Annotated in this window: 20 protein-coding genes; 18 read left to right on the top strand and 2 right to left on the bottom strand. The window is 33.6% G+C overall.

Annotated features, from left to right (window positions below; genetic code table 11):
* Positions 1 to 131: 131 nt before the first annotated feature.
* From ACFOUY_RS19950 to ACFOUY_RS19935, 4 genes are all read left to right on the top strand, one after another.
* A complete protein-coding gene (locus ACFOUY_RS19950) occupies positions 132 to 656 on the top strand; it encodes a hypothetical protein (RefSeq protein WP_378963042.1) in 525 nt (174 codons plus the stop codon).
* 769 nt (positions 657 to 1425) lie between these two features.
* Complete coding sequence (locus ACFOUY_RS19945; RefSeq protein WP_378963041.1) at positions 1426 to 1536, top strand: phenylalanyl-tRNA synthetase subunit alpha; 111 nt, start codon at positions 1426 to 1428, stop codon at positions 1534 to 1536.
* A gap of 353 nt (positions 1537 to 1889) precedes the next feature.
* A complete protein-coding gene (rlmD, locus tag ACFOUY_RS19940; protein WP_378963040.1) occupies positions 1890 to 3302 on the top strand; it encodes a 23S rRNA (uracil(1939)-C(5))-methyltransferase RlmD in 1413 nt (470 codons plus the stop codon).
* An 83-nt stretch (positions 3303 to 3385) separates the two neighbouring features.
* Positions 3386 to 3790 carry a hypothetical protein gene (locus tag ACFOUY_RS19935; RefSeq protein WP_378963039.1) on the top strand — a complete coding sequence of 135 codons (405 nt, stop codon included), beginning with the start codon at positions 3386 to 3388 and terminating at the stop codon, positions 3788 to 3790.
* Positions 3791 to 3927: 137 nt separating this feature from the next.
* On the opposite strand, the gene ACFOUY_RS19930 is transcribed toward ACFOUY_RS19935, so the two are convergent.
* Positions 3928 to 4635: a head GIN domain-containing protein gene (locus tag ACFOUY_RS19930; RefSeq protein ID WP_378963038.1), complete on the bottom strand. Its 708-nt coding sequence runs from the start codon at positions 4633 to 4635 to the stop codon at positions 3928 to 3930.
* 186 nt (positions 4636 to 4821) lie between these two features.
* On the opposite strand from ACFOUY_RS19930, the gene ACFOUY_RS19925 reads away from it, so the two are divergent.
* The 9 genes from ACFOUY_RS19925 to ACFOUY_RS19885 all read left to right on the top strand — a co-directional run bounded on the left by ACFOUY_RS19925 (position 4822) and on the right by ACFOUY_RS19885 (position 11407).
* Positions 4822 to 5331 (top strand): phosphoribosyltransferase family protein, encoded by a 510-nt coding sequence (locus tag ACFOUY_RS19925; RefSeq protein ID WP_378963037.1) that lies wholly within the window; start codon positions 4822 to 4824, stop codon positions 5329 to 5331.
* Positions 5332 to 5380: 49 nt separating this feature from the next.
* Positions 5381 to 6004, top strand: coding sequence for a 1-acyl-sn-glycerol-3-phosphate acyltransferase (locus ACFOUY_RS19920; RefSeq protein WP_378963036.1), 624 nt, complete (start codon positions 5381 to 5383; stop codon positions 6002 to 6004).
* Positions 6001 to 7098, top strand: a complete 1098-nt coding sequence (locus tag ACFOUY_RS19915) for a glycosyltransferase (RefSeq protein ID WP_378963035.1) — start codon at positions 6001 to 6003, stop codon at positions 7096 to 7098. Before ACFOUY_RS19920 ends, ACFOUY_RS19915 begins: the two co-directional genes overlap by 4 nt.
* Entirely contained in the window at positions 7068 to 7724 is a 657-nt protein-coding gene (locus ACFOUY_RS19910) for a carotenoid biosynthesis protein (protein WP_378963033.1), read from the top strand. The genes ACFOUY_RS19915 and ACFOUY_RS19910 overlap by 31 nt, the downstream gene beginning before the upstream one ends.
* A gap of 30 nt (positions 7725 to 7754) precedes the next feature.
* On the top strand, positions 7755 to 8603 hold the full coding sequence (locus ACFOUY_RS19905) for a 4-hydroxy-3-methylbut-2-enyl diphosphate reductase (RefSeq protein ID WP_378963032.1): 849 nt from the start codon (positions 7755 to 7757) through the stop codon (positions 8601 to 8603).
* Between the two features lie 72 nt (positions 8604 to 8675).
* Positions 8676 to 9350 (top strand): fatty acid desaturase, encoded by a 675-nt coding sequence (locus ACFOUY_RS19900; RefSeq protein WP_378963031.1) that lies wholly within the window; start codon positions 8676 to 8678, stop codon positions 9348 to 9350.
* A 97-nt stretch (positions 9351 to 9447) separates the two neighbouring features.
* A complete protein-coding gene (gene hemH, locus ACFOUY_RS19895) occupies positions 9448 to 10461 on the top strand; it encodes a ferrochelatase (RefSeq protein ID WP_378963030.1) in 1014 nt (337 codons plus the stop codon).
* A 41-nt stretch (positions 10462 to 10502) separates the two neighbouring features.
* Positions 10503 to 10958 (top strand): type II RES/Xre toxin-antitoxin system antitoxin, encoded by a 456-nt coding sequence (gene parS, locus ACFOUY_RS19890; protein ID WP_378963029.1) that lies wholly within the window; start codon positions 10503 to 10505, stop codon positions 10956 to 10958.
* Complete coding sequence (locus tag ACFOUY_RS19885) at positions 10958 to 11407, top strand: RES family NAD+ phosphorylase (protein ID WP_378963028.1); 450 nt, start codon at positions 10958 to 10960, stop codon at positions 11405 to 11407. The genes parS and ACFOUY_RS19885 overlap by 1 nt, the downstream gene beginning before the upstream one ends.
* On the opposite strand, the gene ACFOUY_RS19880 is transcribed toward ACFOUY_RS19885, so the two are convergent.
* Positions 11397 to 12611, bottom strand: coding sequence for a 3-deoxy-D-manno-octulosonic acid transferase (locus ACFOUY_RS19880; protein ID WP_378963027.1), 1215 nt, complete (start codon positions 12609 to 12611; stop codon positions 11397 to 11399). The two genes, ACFOUY_RS19885 and ACFOUY_RS19880, sit on opposite strands and share 11 nt — an antisense overlap.
* A gap of 65 nt (positions 12612 to 12676) precedes the next feature.
* Here ACFOUY_RS19880 and ACFOUY_RS19875 point away from each other — a divergent pair, with 65 nt between their 5' ends.
* Genes ACFOUY_RS19875 through ACFOUY_RS19855 form a run of 5 tightly spaced genes read left to right on the top strand, consistent with a single transcriptional unit; the run spans position 12677 to position 17244 of the window.
* A complete protein-coding gene (locus tag ACFOUY_RS19875) occupies positions 12677 to 13987 on the top strand; it encodes a UDP-glucose dehydrogenase family protein (protein ID WP_378963026.1) in 1311 nt (436 codons plus the stop codon).
* A 1-nt stretch (position 13988) separates the two neighbouring features.
* On the top strand, positions 13989 to 14978 hold the full coding sequence (locus ACFOUY_RS19870; RefSeq protein WP_378963025.1) for a UDP-glucuronic acid decarboxylase family protein: 990 nt from the start codon (positions 13989 to 13991) through the stop codon (positions 14976 to 14978).
* 2 nt (positions 14979 to 14980) lie between these two features.
* Entirely contained in the window at positions 14981 to 16003 is a 1023-nt protein-coding gene (galE, locus tag ACFOUY_RS19865) for a UDP-glucose 4-epimerase GalE (protein ID WP_378963024.1), read from the top strand.
* Positions 16004 to 16558, top strand: a complete 555-nt coding sequence (locus ACFOUY_RS19860; RefSeq protein WP_378963023.1) for a hypothetical protein — start codon at positions 16004 to 16006, stop codon at positions 16556 to 16558. It begins immediately after the preceding gene.
* Positions 16559 to 16581: 23 nt separating this feature from the next.
* On the top strand, positions 16582 to 17244 hold the full coding sequence (locus ACFOUY_RS19855) for a tyrosine-protein phosphatase (RefSeq protein WP_378963022.1): 663 nt from the start codon (positions 16582 to 16584) through the stop codon (positions 17242 to 17244).
* Positions 17245 to 17252 lie beyond the last annotated feature (8 nt).

Genomic DNA, 17252 nt, shown 5'->3' with positions numbered 1-17252 from the left:
TGCACCTTCTATCCTGCATTTATGCCTTTCTGTCCCGAATCTTATTGTTCCGGGTAGCAGGGAAGAAAAAAGGATGATTATAATTTCTATATTAGATTTATCACTTAAGCAATCCTTATCGGTAACGCCATATGAGAATTGAACGAAAAATTATTTTAGCTGTCTTATTTCTATTTATTTCTGCCACAATAGCTCAATCGAATGTCTTAAATCTTCATTCAGAAGAATTATCGATCAACGGCGGGATCCCATTTTCATCAACGTCTGAAGTGATAAAAAAAATTGAATCCAAAAATACTGGCATTCAGTTTATCAAAGGAAAGGAAGTAAACGGGAATGAACACTTTTATGCAAATTTCAAAGGCAAGGGGGGGATACAGATTTTTTCAAAAAAAAATCAGGTATTAGGTATTAATATTATTTCTATAATGGGCCGTAGTGCTCTTGGTAAAAAGGCTCTGCCGCTGTCAATTAATCAATTGCTGACTGACCTAGTAAGTGTAGAGGCTTCAGCCTGGTTTAATACATCTCTTAAGGCTTTTAGCGCAAGCACGAAAGCCAAAACAACGATCACTCATAATGAAAAACTGGCGGTCGTAACGCTCTCTTATGACGACTCGAACAAGGCATTGACTATCCTGTTAAAGCCCCATTGATCTAAATGCCAACTCCAATATAGCAGGAATTTTATTTTCTGCACCTGATTACTTTCATCTTGAACTTTTAAGGGATGCAAAAAAAAAATGTAAAGGGAATTCCTGAGTTCTTGAGCAGGATCAACAGTTGGATTTAGGTTCCTGCACCCTCTTATGAAGAAAATTATGCACTTTGTCAAGCACGAGGAGTTGTTAACCCAAATTTAATTAAGGCTATTTGTAAAGACCCAGAATTTAGAAATTTAAGCAGCAAGTTGGAAGAATTTGGGCTTGAAGCAGTTAGGTGTGTCGAATGATTGGATGCGGATTAAAAGAATATGGAATAAAAAATGATGATTCTGATAAAGCGTTGTAAATATACTTATCTAAATAATACTGAAAAATGCTCTAGAGATAAAACAGTAGCATTTTTTGTTTAATTCTTTTTGATGGGTCTTGAATAAATCATCTAGCTAATAAAAATAAATTAACAACGGAACAGCAAACATTAACATACGATTATTTCTTAAATGAATTCATTGGACTCTGAAAGTTAGGTTAGATTTTTTGTATCGAGATGATGGTCAACTTTATGTTTAAGAAAAAATAGGCACATATTGTTTTATTAACATTGCACATTTTGTATTGAACACATCAAATTATTAGCTAAATATGCTTAAAGGTCTTTTCAATTAACCTATTCATGTAAATTTAACAAAAAATTAATTTGAACCGTTTTGGTTTTTGGTCTGAATTTTGTATTATTGCTTAAATAGATAGGTTTTTTATCATGAGCAAAGAAATATTAGAATTTTCTGTATTAGTAGACGAAAAATTTGACCTAAAATTTAATTGGGCAGACGGGTTTTGGGGAGCTGCGCTTAAATTTTTCGGCAAATAGTAAGAAACTGTTTAAATTTCAACTCCAATTCCATGGCAATAGCCAAGGTGTGTGTCTCCACGCACCTTTGTGAAAATCCTCTTTAAACAGTTTCTAAATCTCTTTTTAAAGTTATTTTCTAAAATTAAGTTTTTAGAACTAAACAGGTTTACATCCAAAGCAAGCTATTGTTAAATAAACCCGATTGCAGCGAACACGAAGTGCAACGAAGTAAAGCGGAATGCGGGGCCGATTTTGCCAAATGGTAATACCGTTCATTTTCAAATAAAGAACACAAACTATTTTTCTGCCTAAATTTTCCTTTGGTCTTTCCTCTTTAGTCTTTCAGCTTTTACTACTATCTTTGCGGCATAATGAGTAGAAGAAAACCAGGTACGGTAACTATAATTCCGAACGTAGAAATAATTGATATTGCCGAAGAGGGAAAGGGCGTAGGTAAAGCTGATGAATTGGTGATTTTTGTAGATAAGGCCGTTCCTGGAGATGTGGTTGATGTTCGCCTGACCAAAAAGAAAAAGAATTTTGCGGAGGCAATTATAGAGCAGATACATGTAAAATCGGATTTACGTACCGAGCCTTTTTGTCCTCATTTTGGTACTTGTGGTGGTTGCAAATGGCAACACATGGGTTACAATTCACAGTTAAAATTTAAACAACAAAATGTTGAGGCCGCTTTACAGCGACTTGGTAAAATAGATACCTCATCGGCCGAACCAATTTTAGGTTCTGTTAAAAACAGATATTATCGTAATAAACTAGAGTTTACTTTTTCTAATAAACGTTGGTTAGATAGAACGGATATTGAGCGTGATGAAGACTTAGATATGAATGCTCTGGGTTTCCATGTACCGTTACGTTTTGATAAAATTTTAGATATAGAGCATTGCTATTTACAGGATGAACCATCGAACAGTATTAGAAATGCCGTTCGAAAATATGCATTAGAAAATTCGCTTTCGTTTTACGATTTAAGAAATCATGAAGGTACTTTACGCAACCTGATTATTCGTACTTCATCTACTGGCGAGGTAATGATTGCCGTTGTATTCGCTTATCCGGAGCAAGAACAAATTGATGGTTTAATGAATTTCCTAAAAGGAGAATTTCCGCAGATTACTTCGTTGCTGTACATTATCAACCAAAAGGGAAACGATACCATTTTTGATCAGGAGGTAATTACTTTTGCGGGTCGCGACCATATTTTTGAAGAAATGGATGGTATTAAATTTAAAATTGGTGTTAAATCTTTTTATCAAACCAATTCTGACCAAGCGTTTGAATTATATAAAATTACAAGAGATTTTGCTGATTTTAAAGGCGATGAACTGGTTTACGATTTATACACCGGAGCTGGTACGATTGCAAATTTTATAGCAAAAAATGTAAGGCAGGTTGTTGGCGTAGAATACGTGCCAACTGCAATTGAAGATGCAAAGTTCAATTCTGAATTAAACGGGATTAACAACACCATCTTTTATGCTGGTGATATGAAGGATATTTTAACGGGCCATTTTATTGCTGAGCATGGTAAACCAGATGTGGTAATTACCGACCCACCAAGAGCTGGTATGCATGCTGATGTTGTACAACGTTTATTGGAAATGGAAGCCGAGAAAATTGTGTATGTAAGTTGTAATGCGGCAACACAAGCAAGAGATTTGGAATTATTAAAAGATAAATATGATGTTGTGCGGATTAAACCAGTTGATATGTTCCCACATACACAGCATGTTGAAAATGTAGTATTATTAAGGCTGAAGGCATAAGGAGAAAGGTTTAAGGTATTTATGCCTTAACTTTTATGCTTGTCAAAACCTTATTCCTTAAACCATATACCTTTTACCATAAAATGGATAGAGAAGAATTATTAAATGCAACGCCAGAAGATAGCGGAGCGCAGAAAAAACAAGAAAGTCCGTTGGTTAGTTTAGAAAAGGACTTAGAATTTTATTCGGATACGATTAAAGAAGTTGCAATAGAAATTATGGTGGAGGGAATTTCTAACCATCCAATTTTTATCGCTCATCAACATGTAGTAAGCATTGGCGAACTTATTTTAAATAGAGAAGAATTAAACACGGAATGGTCTATTCAGGCATCTACATTAGAAGAGTTTGTGGAGAAGGGCATAATTAATAAAGAGAAAAAGGAATCGTTTTTGAAAACCTATAAAAAACCTGAAACCTTTATGTGTGTTTTTGTAGTCGTGCCAGAAGGAGCGAATTTCATTTACTATCCTTATAAGAAAGGTTAAAATGTTTAAGGTTTCTGCAATGATTTTATAGAGGTGAAAATCCGTGTAAACTTTTAATCTGTGTAGTCATTTCAAAAAAAAGCGCTGTTTTTGCATCCGCAAAACAGCGCTAGTAAATTAATTAAACCTAAAACTAACTAGTTTACTTTAGTCACATCACCACTTTTGGATGATGATGTTTTCTTTAACGAAGCATTGCCCTTGTAATGAACATCGCTTCCGCCAGAAGCACCTGCTTCTAATCCTTTAGTTACATTTATATTAGCATCAGAACCTCCTGAAGCCGAAACTTTAGCATAATCAACAATAAAATCATAAGCATCAACATCACTGCCACCACTGGTTTGCAGAACCATGTTTTCTGCTTTTCCATTTAGTTTAACATCGCTACCGCCGCTGCTTTGTAATTGTAAATCCTCGCAAACCAAGGTTAATTTTACATCAGAACCACCTGAAGACCGTAAAGCAAATTTATCTGCTTTAATCTGATTTTGACTGTAAACATCGCTGCCGCCAGATGCAGTTAACGCTGATAATGTTTTGAAATTTACATAAGCCTTAATGGTTTGGTTTTTAAACATGCTACCCCAGCTAATGCCTTCTTTCATTTTTATTACCAGGTTGCCACCATTTTGTTCCACAACAACATTTTTAAGTAAATCTGAAGACGCTTTAATGTTTAAACTTTCGCTTCCACTTTGAGTTAAATATAAATCGATACCACTACTTACGGTTATGCTGCTAATGTTTTTCACCGCAACGTTTTTGGTTTCTTGAGCTCTTGTCATGTAACTGCTCACAACCATAAATAATAAAGTAGCCGAGGCTTTTAAAAGGTTTTTCATAATATTTTTAATTAAATGATTCAAATTTATTCCAGTTTTATAGTTTGAAATAAGTTTGTGGATTTGTTTTTTGGTTAGTTATTAGACGTCGCTCTAACCAAAACGTTGCAGGATAAAGAAATTATTTTCGAAAACGCTTGAATTTCACCCTTAAAATCGTTCTTTTTGTATTCAAACCTTTTTGAAATGGCCGCATCGCAATTACTCATCCTGAATAAAAAACAAATACAACAAAAAATAGACCGTATAGCTTATCAAATTTTGGAGGATAACCTTAACGAGAAAGAAATTGTACTTGCTGGAATTTGGGATAGGGGCTATAAATTGGCTAAAAGATTAGAAAAGGTGCTTAAAAAAATCTCTGATTTTAAGCTAACCTTACTTCGAATCGATTTAGAAAGAGAGGCAAGCAAGCTTATTGCATCTACAGATTTGGATGAAAACCAATGGAAAAATAAGGTGATTATTCTTGTAGATGACGTACTTAACAGTGGCAAAACACTTGCTTATGGCTTGGGTGTTTTCTTAAATACGCCTCATAAAAAAATCAGAACTGTAGTGCTAGTAGATAGAAGTCATAAGATTTTTCCTATTGCCACAGATTTTGTTGGGCTCGAACTTGCTACCATTTTAAAAGAACACGTAGATGTTGTTATGGATGTAGAAGGGGAGGAAGACAGAGTTTATTTGAGTTAAATTAAAAGCTCTATTTGCAATTAACCCTAAATTTTTGCAATTTTCCACTATGTATCAGCCCCGAAAAAATACAATAGTCTATAAATTTTTCTCCTGGTATATTCAGTTTATCATCAAAAAGGATTTTGCAGCTTTTAATTTTGATAAGGCAGAAATCAATCAAAATTCATCAGTTCTAATTCTAGCAAATCATTTTAGCTGGTGGGATGGTTTTTTTATTTTTTATATCAATAAAAAAATTTTCAAAAAGCAGTTTCATGTATTGGTAAATGCCGAAAATTACAACAAAGTTATTTTTTTAAAATATTTAGGTGCTTTCGCGGCAGAAAACAGGGGTAAAGATGTTTTGGAGACTTTAAATTATGCAGGTAAATTACTTGATAATCCTGATAATTTAGTCTTAGTTTTTCCTCAGGGGAAATTATATTCCAATCATTTAACAAGCATTTCATTTGAAAAAGGTGTTATGCAAATGATTAATGCCAGTCAAAAGAAAATCAATATCATATTTGCAGCTACTTTTGTTGATTTTTTTGAGAGGCGTAAAGCATCAGTATATACTTATTTACAGAATTGGGAAAATGAAGAATATATTAGTTTGCAGTTGCTCAAAAGTGCTTACAATAAACATTACGATACTTCGGTTGTTAAACAAAATCACATAACCGAATGACAATTTTTATTTACGCTGCATTAATTTTTCTGGTTATTAGGTTTTCAGTAACCGTTTTTAATTTTCTTTCCAATCCGAAATTACCAAGGGCAATAAAGCACTATCAAGATAAGGTTTCTATTTTAATCCCTGCCCGAGACGAAGAAGAGAATATAATTCAACTCCTGAAATCTATAAAAGAACAAGATTACGCTAATTACGAGGTTATCATTTTAGATGATGGTAGCGTAGATAACACCTTTAATGTTGTTGATGGTTTTGCAAAAGAAAATCCTCGGTTTAAGGTTGTAAAAGGAGCAGAGCTTCCTAAAGGATGGTTGGGTAAAAACTTTGCTTGCCATCAACTCTCGGAAATGGCGACCGGAAAATATTTGTTATTTGTTGATGCGGATGAAACCATTAAAAAAGGTTTAATAAATAGCTTGATTTTTAGAGTAGAAATAAACGGAATAAGCTTGCTAAGTTTATTTACCAACCAAGAAATGGTTACGCTTGGCGAAAAATTAACGGTTCCCTTAATGCATTTTATTTTATTAAACCTTTTGCCACTTCGTTTAGTGAGATTTTCAAAAAATCCGGCTTTTGCTGCGGCAAGCGGACAATGTATGTTTTTTAATGCAGCTAATTACCACGCAAATAAATGGCATGAAAGGGTTAAAGAGCAGGTTATAGAAGATGTAGAAATAATAAAATTACTTAAACAAGAGGGCTTTAAAACAGAGGCTTTATTGGCTAACGGATTAATTTACTGCCGGATGTATAAAAATCTTAACGAAAGCATAAGCGGTTTTAGTAAAAATTTACTTGCTGGTTTTGGTAATAACATTATAATATTATTACTTTACCAGCTTTTGGTAATTATTGGCCCGCTTATTTTAATTTTAAACTTTAATGTAAGTTTGCTTGTATTACCATTAACACTGATTGTTCTTAGCAGATTAATGATATCTCTTTTATCGGGTCAAAACGTGATTCTGAATCTTGTTTTGCATCCTTTACAGATGTTATTTTTTTTACTAATCTCAATTATTTCTATAAAAAATCACTTATTTAAAAAAGGTACATGGAAGGGCAGATTGATCAGGCAGATTTAAAAATAAAACGATTGGCCGTTGCCGTTATTATAATTTTTCATTTGGTTGGTTTAATTGGTTTCCTTATTCCTGCAGCTCAACCATATTTCATCAAGCTAGTTCCATTTCATCTTCTTTTAATGTTTGCTGTTATTGTTTTTTCTTACAATGCGGATATTAAAAGGCTCTTACTATTTGTTTGTGGCGTATTTCTCTGCGGATTTTTAGTCGAGGTTTTAGGCGTAAAAACAGGTAAAATTTTCGGGAGCTATTATTATGGAACAACATTAGGCCTAAAAGTTGCAACCGTTCCATTATTAATGGGCGTTAACTGGGTTATTCTTATCTTCAGTACTGGGCAAATGATTAAAAGCCTAAAAATCAGAAATGGTATTTTAGCATCGCTTTTGGGAGGCCTTTGTTTAATTATTTTCGATTTTTTTTTAGAGCCAATAGCCATGAAATTTGATTACTGGCACTGGGATTGGAAAGAAATTCCGATGCAGAATTACATTGCATGGTTTATCGTTTCGGTTATTTTATTAAAGTTTTACTATGCTTTGGGGCTTAAGCAACAAAAGTACATCGGTGCTACAATGTTCATTTCTCAGCTAATATTTTTTGTTGTCTTGTACATGACAAGATGATAGGATATTTTTGCTTAATTTTGCTTTGCAATGAGTTACAATTTACAAGTTACTATAGATAAATCATCTGGCTTTTGTTTCGGTGTAGTTTACGCTATCGAAATGGCCGAAGATATTTTGGCAAATGAAGGCCGGTTATATTGTCTTGGTGATATTGTACACAACGACGAAGAGGTAGAGCGTCTAACCAATATGGGGCTTAAAATCATCGATCATGAAGTTTTAAAAACTTTAAAAAACGAGAAGGTCTTAATCAGAGCGCATGGAGAAGCACCTTCTACTTATATGCTTGCTTTAGAAAATAATCTAACCTTAATTGATGCTTCTTGTCCGGTTGTTTTGAAATTGCAAAACAGGATTAAAAATTCTCATGATGATAATGAGCAAATTTTAATTTTTGGTAAGCACGGACATGCAGAGGTTATAGGTTTGCAAGGGCAAACCGATGGCGAGGCAATCGTTTTTCAGGATTTAGCTGAGTTAGATAATGTAGAATTACCTTCTAAATTTACTTTATATAGCCAAACAACAAAAAGTGTAGATAAATTTTATCACATAAAAGATGAACTGATATCTCGCGGCTACGAGGTTAAAGCAAATGATACTATTTGCAGACAAGTTTCTAATCGTTACGAAGAGTTGGAAAATTTTGTAAGTGATTACAATAAAATAGTCTTCGTTTCTGGTAAAAAATCATCAAACGGAAAGGTTTTGTATGATGTTTGCAAGAAGTACAATAACGATTCTTATTTTATTTCTAATGTAGAAGAGTTGGATAAAAGCTGGTTCACTGAAAATGATAAAGTAGGTATTTGTGGTGCAACATCAACCCCGATGTGGTTGATGGAAAAAGTAAAAGCTGCGTTAGAGCAATATTAATCTCAAATTAATAAATCAATTTTCAGTTTAGGGTGTTTAATCGTTAAATATTAAACAAATAAATAATAGCAATTGAAACCTGTAAAATCAGCTATCGGAATTTTTGTCGCGTTAACGGTAATCTGTGGTTGGTTTGGTCTACTTTTTTATCTTTTACGCTGGGATTTTCAGTGGAATAATCCATTAGTTTATTTACTCATTTTCTGCCAAATGCATTTATTTACCGGCTTGTTTATCACAGCTCATGATGCAATGCATGGTACAATTTCATCAAATAAAACCATTAATACTTTTGTAGGTTATCTTTCCGTGTTTCTTTATGCAGGTTTTTTCTATAATAAACTTTATAAAAAACATCACAAACATCATAACCATGTTCATACAAATGAAGACCCTGATTTTGCGCCTCACGGTTTTTGGAAATGGTATTTTAGCTTTATGATGAATTACGTTACTGTTATTCAACTTATAATAATGGCTGTTGCTTATAATGTTTTAAAAATTTGGGTTGATGAGAGAAACTTGTTGCTTTTTTGGGTTCTTCCATCTTTGCTAAGTACCTTTCAGCTATTTTATTTTGGAACCTATTTGCCGCATAAAGGTGAGCACGATAACGAATATCATTCTTCTACCTTAAATAAAAACCATTTATTTGCTTTTTTAACCTGCTACTTTTTTGGCTATCATTTAGAGCATCACCAAAAACCTGCTACACCATGGTGGCAATTGTATAAAACAAAAAACTGATGGTAATTTGACTGAAAAATGTCGGCTATCATATTTTTCGGATAGGTTAAAAACAATAAAAAAACGATATTTGCGTCACAAAACATATTCTTTATAAATGAGCAAGAAGGGAATTTTACTGGTTAATTTAGGCACACCTGATAGTCCTGCGGTATCTGATGTGAAAAAGTATTTAGATCAGTTTTTGATGGATGAAAGAGTAATTGATATTCCTGCCTTTAATAGAACATTATTGGTTAAAGGCATAATTGTTCCTTTCCGTAGCCCTAAAACCGCAAAACTTTATAAAGAAATCTGGAATGAAAATGGTTCGCCCTTGCTTTTTTACAGTAAGCTGCAAGCAAAAATGTTGCAGGAAAGATTAGGCGATGATTATCATGTAGAATTGGCAATGCGTTACCAAAGCCCTTCGATTGCTTCTGCTTTGGCTAATTTAAAAGCTGGTTTGGTAGAAAGTATTCAGGTTATTCCAATGTTTCCTCAATATGCATCGGCAAGTACAGGTTCTGTAATGCAATTGGTTATGGAGTTAGTGAGCAAGTGGCAAACTGTTCCTCCAATTTCTTTTATTAATTCATTTCATGACAATGAATTAATGATTAAAGTTTTTGCAGAAAACGCTAGAAAACATAGTCCAGAAACTTACGACCACATTTTATTTAGTTTCCACGGACTGCCCGAAAGACAACTTTTAAAATGTGACCATACCGGTAATTATTGTTTAAAAAATGCAAACTGTTGCCAAACGTTAAACGACACAAATAAATTTTGTTATTCTGCACAAGGGCATGATACGGCAAGATTAATTGCACAGGAGTTAAATATTGCAAAAGAAAACTACACTGTTTGTTTTCAATCCCGTTTAGGTAAAGAACCTTGGGTTCAGCCTTATACCACCGATATTTTAAAGAAATTAGCTTCGGAAGGTAAAAAACGTTTATTGGTTTTTAGTCCGGCTTTTGTAGCCGACTGCTTGGAAACACTTTACGAAATTACGGTAGAATATCATGAAGAGTTTAGAGCATTAGGTGGAGAACACGTTCAGTTAGTTGAAAGTTTAAATGATAGCCCTGTTTTTATTGAAGCACTAGCTGGAATGATTAAAAATTAGAAAAATTTCTTTTGTATAGAGAAAAATTTCTATATTTGAGTATGAAAAAATCTAAAGCTTATAATATAGAAATTTCTGAACCAATTGTTGAGGAAGCTATGGTTAATTATCAGGCCATGTATGCCAATCCTGTTGCATTGCTTTCAAATTCAAAAAGAGGTTTAGCAGCAAAAGCAGCTCTAGATTTTATTTCTATATCGGGTTTTACTTACGATGAGTTTCAAACTACCTTTAAAACAACCGTAAAAACCATTCAAAACTATGCCATTCAGGATTTAAAACTTGATGCATCTTTAAGTGAAAAATTGCTTAAATCTTTTGCGTTATTTAAAAAGGGTATTGAGGTTTTTGGCTCTGCAAGTGCCTTTCATCAATGGTTAAATACCAGCGCTTTTGGTTTGGGTAATCAAATTCCTTTTAGCTTAATGGATACATTTACAGGTATTACTTTAATTGAGGAAGAACTAATTCGTATCGAGTTTGGAGATTTAGCTTAATGTTTGTTTTCAGGATTACTTTAACTAAATATGCCGATAGTTTGGTGGCTTCTGGTAGAGCCGCAAGATGGAATAGCAATGATATTAAAGTTATTTATACCTCTGGGTCTCGAGCTTTAGCCTGCTTAGAAAACGTTGTTCATAGAAGTAAGCTAGGTTTATCAACAAATTTTAGTGTAATGCAGGTAGAGATACCGAATTCAATATCTGTAACCGAAATTTATTTAAAAGATTTGCCAAAAAACTGGGATGATTTTGAGCACATGCACTTTATGCAGAAAATCGGAAATCAATGGATAAAAGACAGTAAAACAGCCATTTTAAAAGTTCCGTCATCAATCATTCACGAAGAGTTCAATTATCTTTTAAATCCAAATCATCCTAATTTTAACAAAATAAAATTAAAAGAAGTATTGCCCTTTTTATTTGATGATCGCATTAAAAATTAATATTTTTCAATATCACTTCCGTTGCTCCTTTTTTCTCTTCCACATAATTTTTAGCGGCGGCTGATGAACTTTCATTTTGATTAAAGTATTCAAAAGCAGTAATTAATTCTTCAGTTGTTGAAATACTTTTGGCCGCAGCTATTTTAATTAAATCTTTCGCTTCTTGAAATTTATGATATTTTGGACCAAAAATTACAGGTAAACCAAATGCTGTTGCTTCTAAAGTATTATGTATTCCAGCACCAAAACCACCGCCAATATATGCTAACTTTCCGTATTGATATAATGAGGAAAGCATCCCAATATTATCTATAATCAAAACTTGAGATTGAGGTTTTGAACTTTGAGATCCCCATTCAGAAAATTTAATTGCTTGGGGAAATAAAGTTTGAATACTTTGAATATGGCTTCCGTCAATTTCATGTGGGGCAATAATAAACTTCCAGTTTGGATATTTTAAAGACAATTCTGCTAATCGTTTTTCATCTTCTGGCCAAGTGCTTCCGCAAATTAAAACAGGTGAGTTATTGCAAAATGATTCTATTTCTGGTAATTTCTTTGGTGAAATCGAATTCTCATAAACTCTGTCGAATCGGGTATCACCACTAATCGTTGTATTGCTTAATCCAATTGATTTTAAAAGTAAATCACTTTCTTCATTTTGAACAAAGAAATGATTTACATGTTTTAATATATTTCTATAAAAGCCACCGTAGCTTTTGAAAAAAATCTGTTCTTTTCTGAATATTCCTGATATTACAAATAATGGGATTTTGTTCTTGCTGAGTTCTTTAAAATAATAATACCAAAATTCATATTTGGTAAAAATGGCCATTTCCGGATTCACAATTTCTATAAATCTTTTTGCATTTCTTGCTCCATCCAAAGGCAAGTAAAAAATCCCATCAGCTAAGGCATAGTTTTTTCTAATCTCATATCCAGAAGGAGAGAAAAACGTAACAATTATTTTTTTTTGTGGATGTAGTGCCTTTAATTTTTCTAAAACAGGCCTGCCTTGTTCAAACTCCCCTAATGAGGCGAAATGAAACCATACATTTTGATTAGAGCTGATCACTTTTTTGGCTATCTGATTGAATATCTGTTTTCTGCCTGAAATAAATAACGCAGCTTTTTCATTAAAAAAAGAGAAAATCCAAATAATAAAGCTATAAGTTTTAATTCCTATTGTATAAAGTAAAAGCATTGGTGGGATTTTATTATCTTCGTGGCAAGATAAAACGAAAATATTTAAAAAACCTTATTATATATATGAAAATAGCAGTAGTTGGTACTGGATACGTAGGTTTAGTTACCGGAACTTGTTTAGCTGAAACAGGCAATAATGTGATTTGCGTTGATATAAACGAGGCAAAAGTAAAAAAAATGCAGAATGGCGAGGTTCCTATTTACGAACCAGGCTTAGATTTGCTTTTTCACAGAAATATTGAACAGGGAAGATTGCATTTTACCAATAATTTGGCAGAAGCGATAGAAGAAGCACAAATTATTTTTATGGCATTGCCAACGCCTCCGGGCGGAGATGGTGCTGCCGATCTTTCTTATATTTTGGGTGCAGCTAAAGACATCTCAAAAATTATTAAGGGTTATAAAATAATTGTTAATAAATCTACAGTGCCTGTTGGTACAGCAGATAAAGTAAGAGCAGTTTTTGCTGAAAATACTGATATCGAAGTAGATGTAGTTTCGAATCCTGAGTTTTTACGCGAAGGCGTTGCTGTAGAAGATTTTATGAAACCTGATCGAGTTGTTTTAGGTACTAAAAGCGAAAGAGCTAAAAAATTAATGACTGATCTTTACGGACCATACGTTCGTCAGGGTAACCCAATTTTGTTTATGGATGAGCGTTCATCTGAATTAACAAAATATGCAGCGAACTCATTTTTAGCTACAAAAATTACCTTCATGAATGAAGTTGCAAATCTTTGCGAATTGGTTGGAGCAGATGTAGATGCAGTTAGAAGAGGAATTGGTTCTGATGAACGTATTGGAAAACGTTTCTTATTCCCAGGTATTGGCTATGGTGGTTCTTGTTTCCCTAAAGATGTTCAGGCATTGGTTATGGCTGCAGATGAGAATAAGTATGATTTCCAAATCCTTAAATCGGTTATGGAAGTAAACGAACGCCAGAAAACAATTTTGGTTGATAAGGTTTTGAAATATTATAAAAACGATATCCAGGGTAAACATTTTGCACTTTGGGGTTTGGCATTCAAGCCAGAAACTGATGATATTCGTGAAGCACCAGCTTTATATATTATTGATGCTTTAGTTAAAAATGGAGCAACGGTAACTGTTTTCGACCCGGAAGGAATGGCGAATGTTAAAGGTGTAATAGGTGATAAAGTTAAGTACGCAGAAAATCAGTATGAAGCATTAGAAAATGCCGATGCATTACTAATTGCAACAGAATGGTCGGTTTTCCGTAACCCAGACTTCGAAAAAATTGAATCAACTTTAAAAAACAAAGTAATTTTCGATGGAAGAAACTTATACGACCTCGAAAAAATGATTGATTTAGGATATTATTATAACAGCATTGGCCGTAAATTGGTAGATTAATATGAGTAACAAAAGAATTTTAATTACTGGTGCAGCTGGATTTCTAGGTTCTCACCTTTGTGATAGATTTATAAAAGAAGGATATCATGTTATCGGTATGGATAATTTGATAACTGGCGATTTAAGTAATATCGAACATTTATTTCATTTAGAGAATTTCGAGTTTTATAATCACGACGTTTCTAAATTTGTTCATATACCCGGAACACTAGATTATATTTTACACTTCGCATCACCTGCAAGTCCGATAGATTATTTAAAAATCCCGATTCAAACCTTAAAAGTAGGTTCTTTGGGGACACATAATTTATTGGGATTAGCAAGAGCAAAAGGCGCTAGGATGCTAATTGCATCTACTTCAGAAGTTTATGGAGACCCAAGCGTAAATCCGCAACCCGAAGAATATTGGGGTAACGTAAACCCAGTTGGGCCAAGAGGTGTTTACGATGAAGCTAAGCGTTTCCAAGAGGCGATTACGATGGCTTACCATACTTTCCACGGGGTAGAAACGCGTATTATTCGCATTTTTAATACTTATGGGCCAAGAATGCGATTAAATGATGGCCGTGTTTTACCGGCTTTTATAGGTCAGGCATTACGTGGTGAAGATTTAACGGTTTTCGGTGATGGAAGCCAAACTCGCTCATTCTGTTATGTAGATGATTTGATTGAAGGAATTTACCGTTTACTAATGAGCGATTATGCTCAGCCTGTAAACATTGGTAATCCTGATGAAATTACTATCAAACAATTTTGCGAAGAGATTATTAAATTGACAGGTACATCTCAAAAGATAGTTTATAGAGAACTTCCACAAGATGACCCAAAGCAACGAAGACCAGATATTACAAAAGCAAGAGCTTTATTAGGTTGGGAGCCAAAAGTTGGCAGAGCAGAAGGGTTAAAAATAACTTACGAATACTTTAAGTCATTGCCTGAAGAGGCTTTGGCAAAAATAGAACACAAAGATTTTCAAAAATATAATCGTTAAAAATGTCTAAAATTTTAGTTACTGGAGGCACAGGATACATTGGCTCCCATACAGTTGTAGAACTGCATAATGCAGGTTACGAAGTTGTAATTGTTGATGATTTATCAAACTCTAGTATTAAGATTTTAGATCAAATCGAAGCAATTATCGGGGTTAAACCTGAGTTTCATCAATTCGATTTGTGTGATGCACAAAAGGTGAATGAATTTGCAGCAAAGCATAATGATATTACAGGTATCATTCACTTTGCTGCTTTTAAGGCTGTTGGCGAATCTGTTCAAAAACCGTTAAAATATTACAGAAACAACTTTTTCAGTCTAATTAACTTATTAGAGGTATTTAATGAAAATATCGATTTTGTATTTTCTTCATCATGTACAGTTTATGGACAGCCAGATAGCTTACCAGTAACAGAATCTGAAAAAGTAAAGCCTGCAGAATCTCCTTATGGTAATACAAAGCAAATTGCCGAAGAAATTTTGGTTGAAACTGCTGCAGTTACACCTGGCTTAAACATTGTGGCACTGCGTTATTTTAATCCTGTTGGCGCACATAAAACTGCATTGATTGGCGAACTGCCAAACGGTGTTCCTGCTAATTTAGTTCCTTTTATTACACAATCTGCTATTGGCAAACGTGGGCCAATTGTAGTACACGGAAACGATTACGACACGCCAGATGGAAGCGCGATTCGCGATTATATACACGTTGTAGATTTGGCAAAGGCACATGTTGCCGCAATTAAGAGGTTAGAAGAGAAAAAAGCAGAAGCAAACTACGAAGTTTTTAATATTGGAACAGGAAAAGGTTCATCGGTTTTAGAAATTATTAATGCTTTTGAAAGCTCGACCGGAGAAAAATTAAACTATCAGATTGGGCCAAGAAGAGGTGGAGACATCGAGAAAATTTATGGAGATGTTAGTAAATCTAAAGAATTATTAGGCTGGCAAACAGAACTAGATTTAAATGAAATGATGCGCTCTGCTTGGGAGTGGGAAAAATATATAAAGGCAAATCCATTTTAAATGAAGCTAGCAGAGCATAAAGACTTAAAAATTGCGATAACAAATTTACCGGTTAAAGAAAAAGATAAGTTATTACTGCGCCTAATTGCTAAAGATAAAGTGCTTACTGAACATCTTCATTACAAGTTACTAGAAGATGAAAGGGATTTAGAATATAGAAAAGAAAATATAAAAGCTGATATTGAAAGTCAAATATCAGAACTGAAAAAACTTAACGTAAAGGAAGCGCTTGTTAAAGTTCGAAAGATGATAACAAGCGTTAACCATTTTTATAAGGTTACCAAAGATTCTTTCGGAGAAGTTGAATTGAAGTTTTTCATTTTAGGCATTATCCCGCTCGATTATAAAAGATCGCTATTTGGCTATAAAGATTTTGGCTTTTTGTTCGCCACATTTTATGTTAAAACAGTTTCAATAACCTTAAATAAATTCAATAAACTACACGAAGATTTGCAATTTGATTTATCAGAAAACATAAATCAGTTGCTCTCTAAAATTTATTCCTCTAAATTAGCAAGTGCGGCAGAAGCGGCAGATTTGCCAAAAGAGATTTAATCTGCAAAATACAATTATTCAGTATGTTCGGATTCTTCAAAAAGAAAAAAATACTTCCTGAATTTAATTTTTCAAATATAGGTACAGATATGCACTCTCATATTATTCCTGGTATTGATGATGGTGCGCAGACCTTAAACGATTCTTTATTGCTTGCGAAAAGATTTAAGAATCTGGGATTTAAGAAATTAATCACAACGCCACACATCATGGCCGATTATTTCAGAAATACTCCCGATACGATTAACCGAGGATTGGATATTTTAAGAAAAGGTTTACAGGAGATTCAATTAGATTTGGAGGTGGATGCAGCTGCAGAATATTATCTGGATGAAACTTTAGAAAAAAAAGTTAAACAAAAAGAGGTTTTGACTTTTGGAAATAAATATCTGCTTTTCGAGTTATCTTATATTAACTCGCCTCAAAACTTGTTTGAGTTTATAAAAACTATGCAAGATGCTGGCTACAAGCCTGTTTTAGCTCATCCTGAAAGATACCCTTATTACTATTCATCAATAGAAAATTACCATCAAATAAAAGAAACAGGTTGTCTGCTTCAGTTAAACTCCATTGCTTTAACAGGTTATTATGGATCAAGCAAAAAAGTTGGGGAGTTGAGAAGTTTATTTAATTTTGTACAACATTATTATTTTGGACACTTCAATACTATCTTTAATACTACCTGAAGGGTTAA

Source organism: Pedobacter jamesrossensis (genome assembly GCF_042650905.1).
Taxonomy (GTDB): domain Bacteria; phylum Bacteroidota; class Bacteroidia; order Sphingobacteriales; family Sphingobacteriaceae; genus Pedobacter; species Pedobacter jamesrossensis.
The sequence above is the reverse complement of the archived record's forward strand: the minus strand, read 5'-3'. Positions and strand labels throughout refer to the sequence as shown.

Excerpts from the sequence above, each read along its gene's own strand:
- ACFOUY_RS19950 (WP_378963042.1), top strand. The coding sequence starts at position 132 with ATGAGAATTGAACGAAAAATTATTTTAGCTGTCTTATTTCTATTTATT.
- ACFOUY_RS19945 (WP_378963041.1), top strand. The coding sequence starts at position 1,426 with ATGAGCAAAGAAATATTAGAATTTTCTGTATTAGTAGACGAAAAATTT.
- rlmD (WP_378963040.1), top strand. The coding sequence starts at position 1,890 with ATGAGTAGAAGAAAACCAGGTACGGTAACTATAATTCCGAACGTAGAA.
- ACFOUY_RS19935 (WP_378963039.1), top strand. The coding sequence starts at position 3,386 with ATGGATAGAGAAGAATTATTAAATGCAACGCCAGAAGATAGCGGAGCG.
- ACFOUY_RS19930 (WP_378963038.1), bottom strand. The coding sequence starts at position 4,635 with ATGAAAAACCTTTTAAAAGCCTCGGCTACTTTATTATTTATGGTTGTG.
- ACFOUY_RS19925 (WP_378963037.1), top strand. The coding sequence starts at position 4,822 with ATGGCCGCATCGCAATTACTCATCCTGAATAAAAAACAAATACAACAA.
- ACFOUY_RS19920 (WP_378963036.1), top strand. The coding sequence starts at position 5,381 with ATGTATCAGCCCCGAAAAAATACAATAGTCTATAAATTTTTCTCCTGG.
- ACFOUY_RS19915 (WP_378963035.1), top strand. The coding sequence starts at position 6,001 with ATGACAATTTTTATTTACGCTGCATTAATTTTTCTGGTTATTAGGTTT.
- ACFOUY_RS19910 (WP_378963033.1), top strand. The coding sequence starts at position 7,068 with ATGGAAGGGCAGATTGATCAGGCAGATTTAAAAATAAAACGATTGGCC.
- ACFOUY_RS19905 (WP_378963032.1), top strand. The coding sequence starts at position 7,755 with ATGAGTTACAATTTACAAGTTACTATAGATAAATCATCTGGCTTTTGT.
- hemH (WP_378963030.1), top strand. The coding sequence starts at position 9,448 with ATGAGCAAGAAGGGAATTTTACTGGTTAATTTAGGCACACCTGATAGT.
- parS (WP_378963029.1), top strand. The coding sequence starts at position 10,503 with ATGAAAAAATCTAAAGCTTATAATATAGAAATTTCTGAACCAATTGTT.
- ACFOUY_RS19885 (WP_378963028.1), top strand. The coding sequence starts at position 10,958 with ATGTTTGTTTTCAGGATTACTTTAACTAAATATGCCGATAGTTTGGTG.
- ACFOUY_RS19880 (WP_378963027.1), bottom strand. The coding sequence starts at position 12,611 with ATGCTTTTACTTTATACAATAGGAATTAAAACTTATAGCTTTATTATT.
- ACFOUY_RS19875 (WP_378963026.1), top strand. The coding sequence starts at position 12,677 with ATGAAAATAGCAGTAGTTGGTACTGGATACGTAGGTTTAGTTACCGGA.
- ACFOUY_RS19870 (WP_378963025.1), top strand. The coding sequence starts at position 13,989 with ATGAGTAACAAAAGAATTTTAATTACTGGTGCAGCTGGATTTCTAGGT.
- galE (WP_378963024.1), top strand. The coding sequence starts at position 14,981 with ATGTCTAAAATTTTAGTTACTGGAGGCACAGGATACATTGGCTCCCAT.
- ACFOUY_RS19860 (WP_378963023.1), top strand. The coding sequence starts at position 16,004 with ATGAAGCTAGCAGAGCATAAAGACTTAAAAATTGCGATAACAAATTTA.
- ACFOUY_RS19855 (WP_378963022.1), top strand. The coding sequence starts at position 16,582 with ATGTTCGGATTCTTCAAAAAGAAAAAAATACTTCCTGAATTTAATTTT.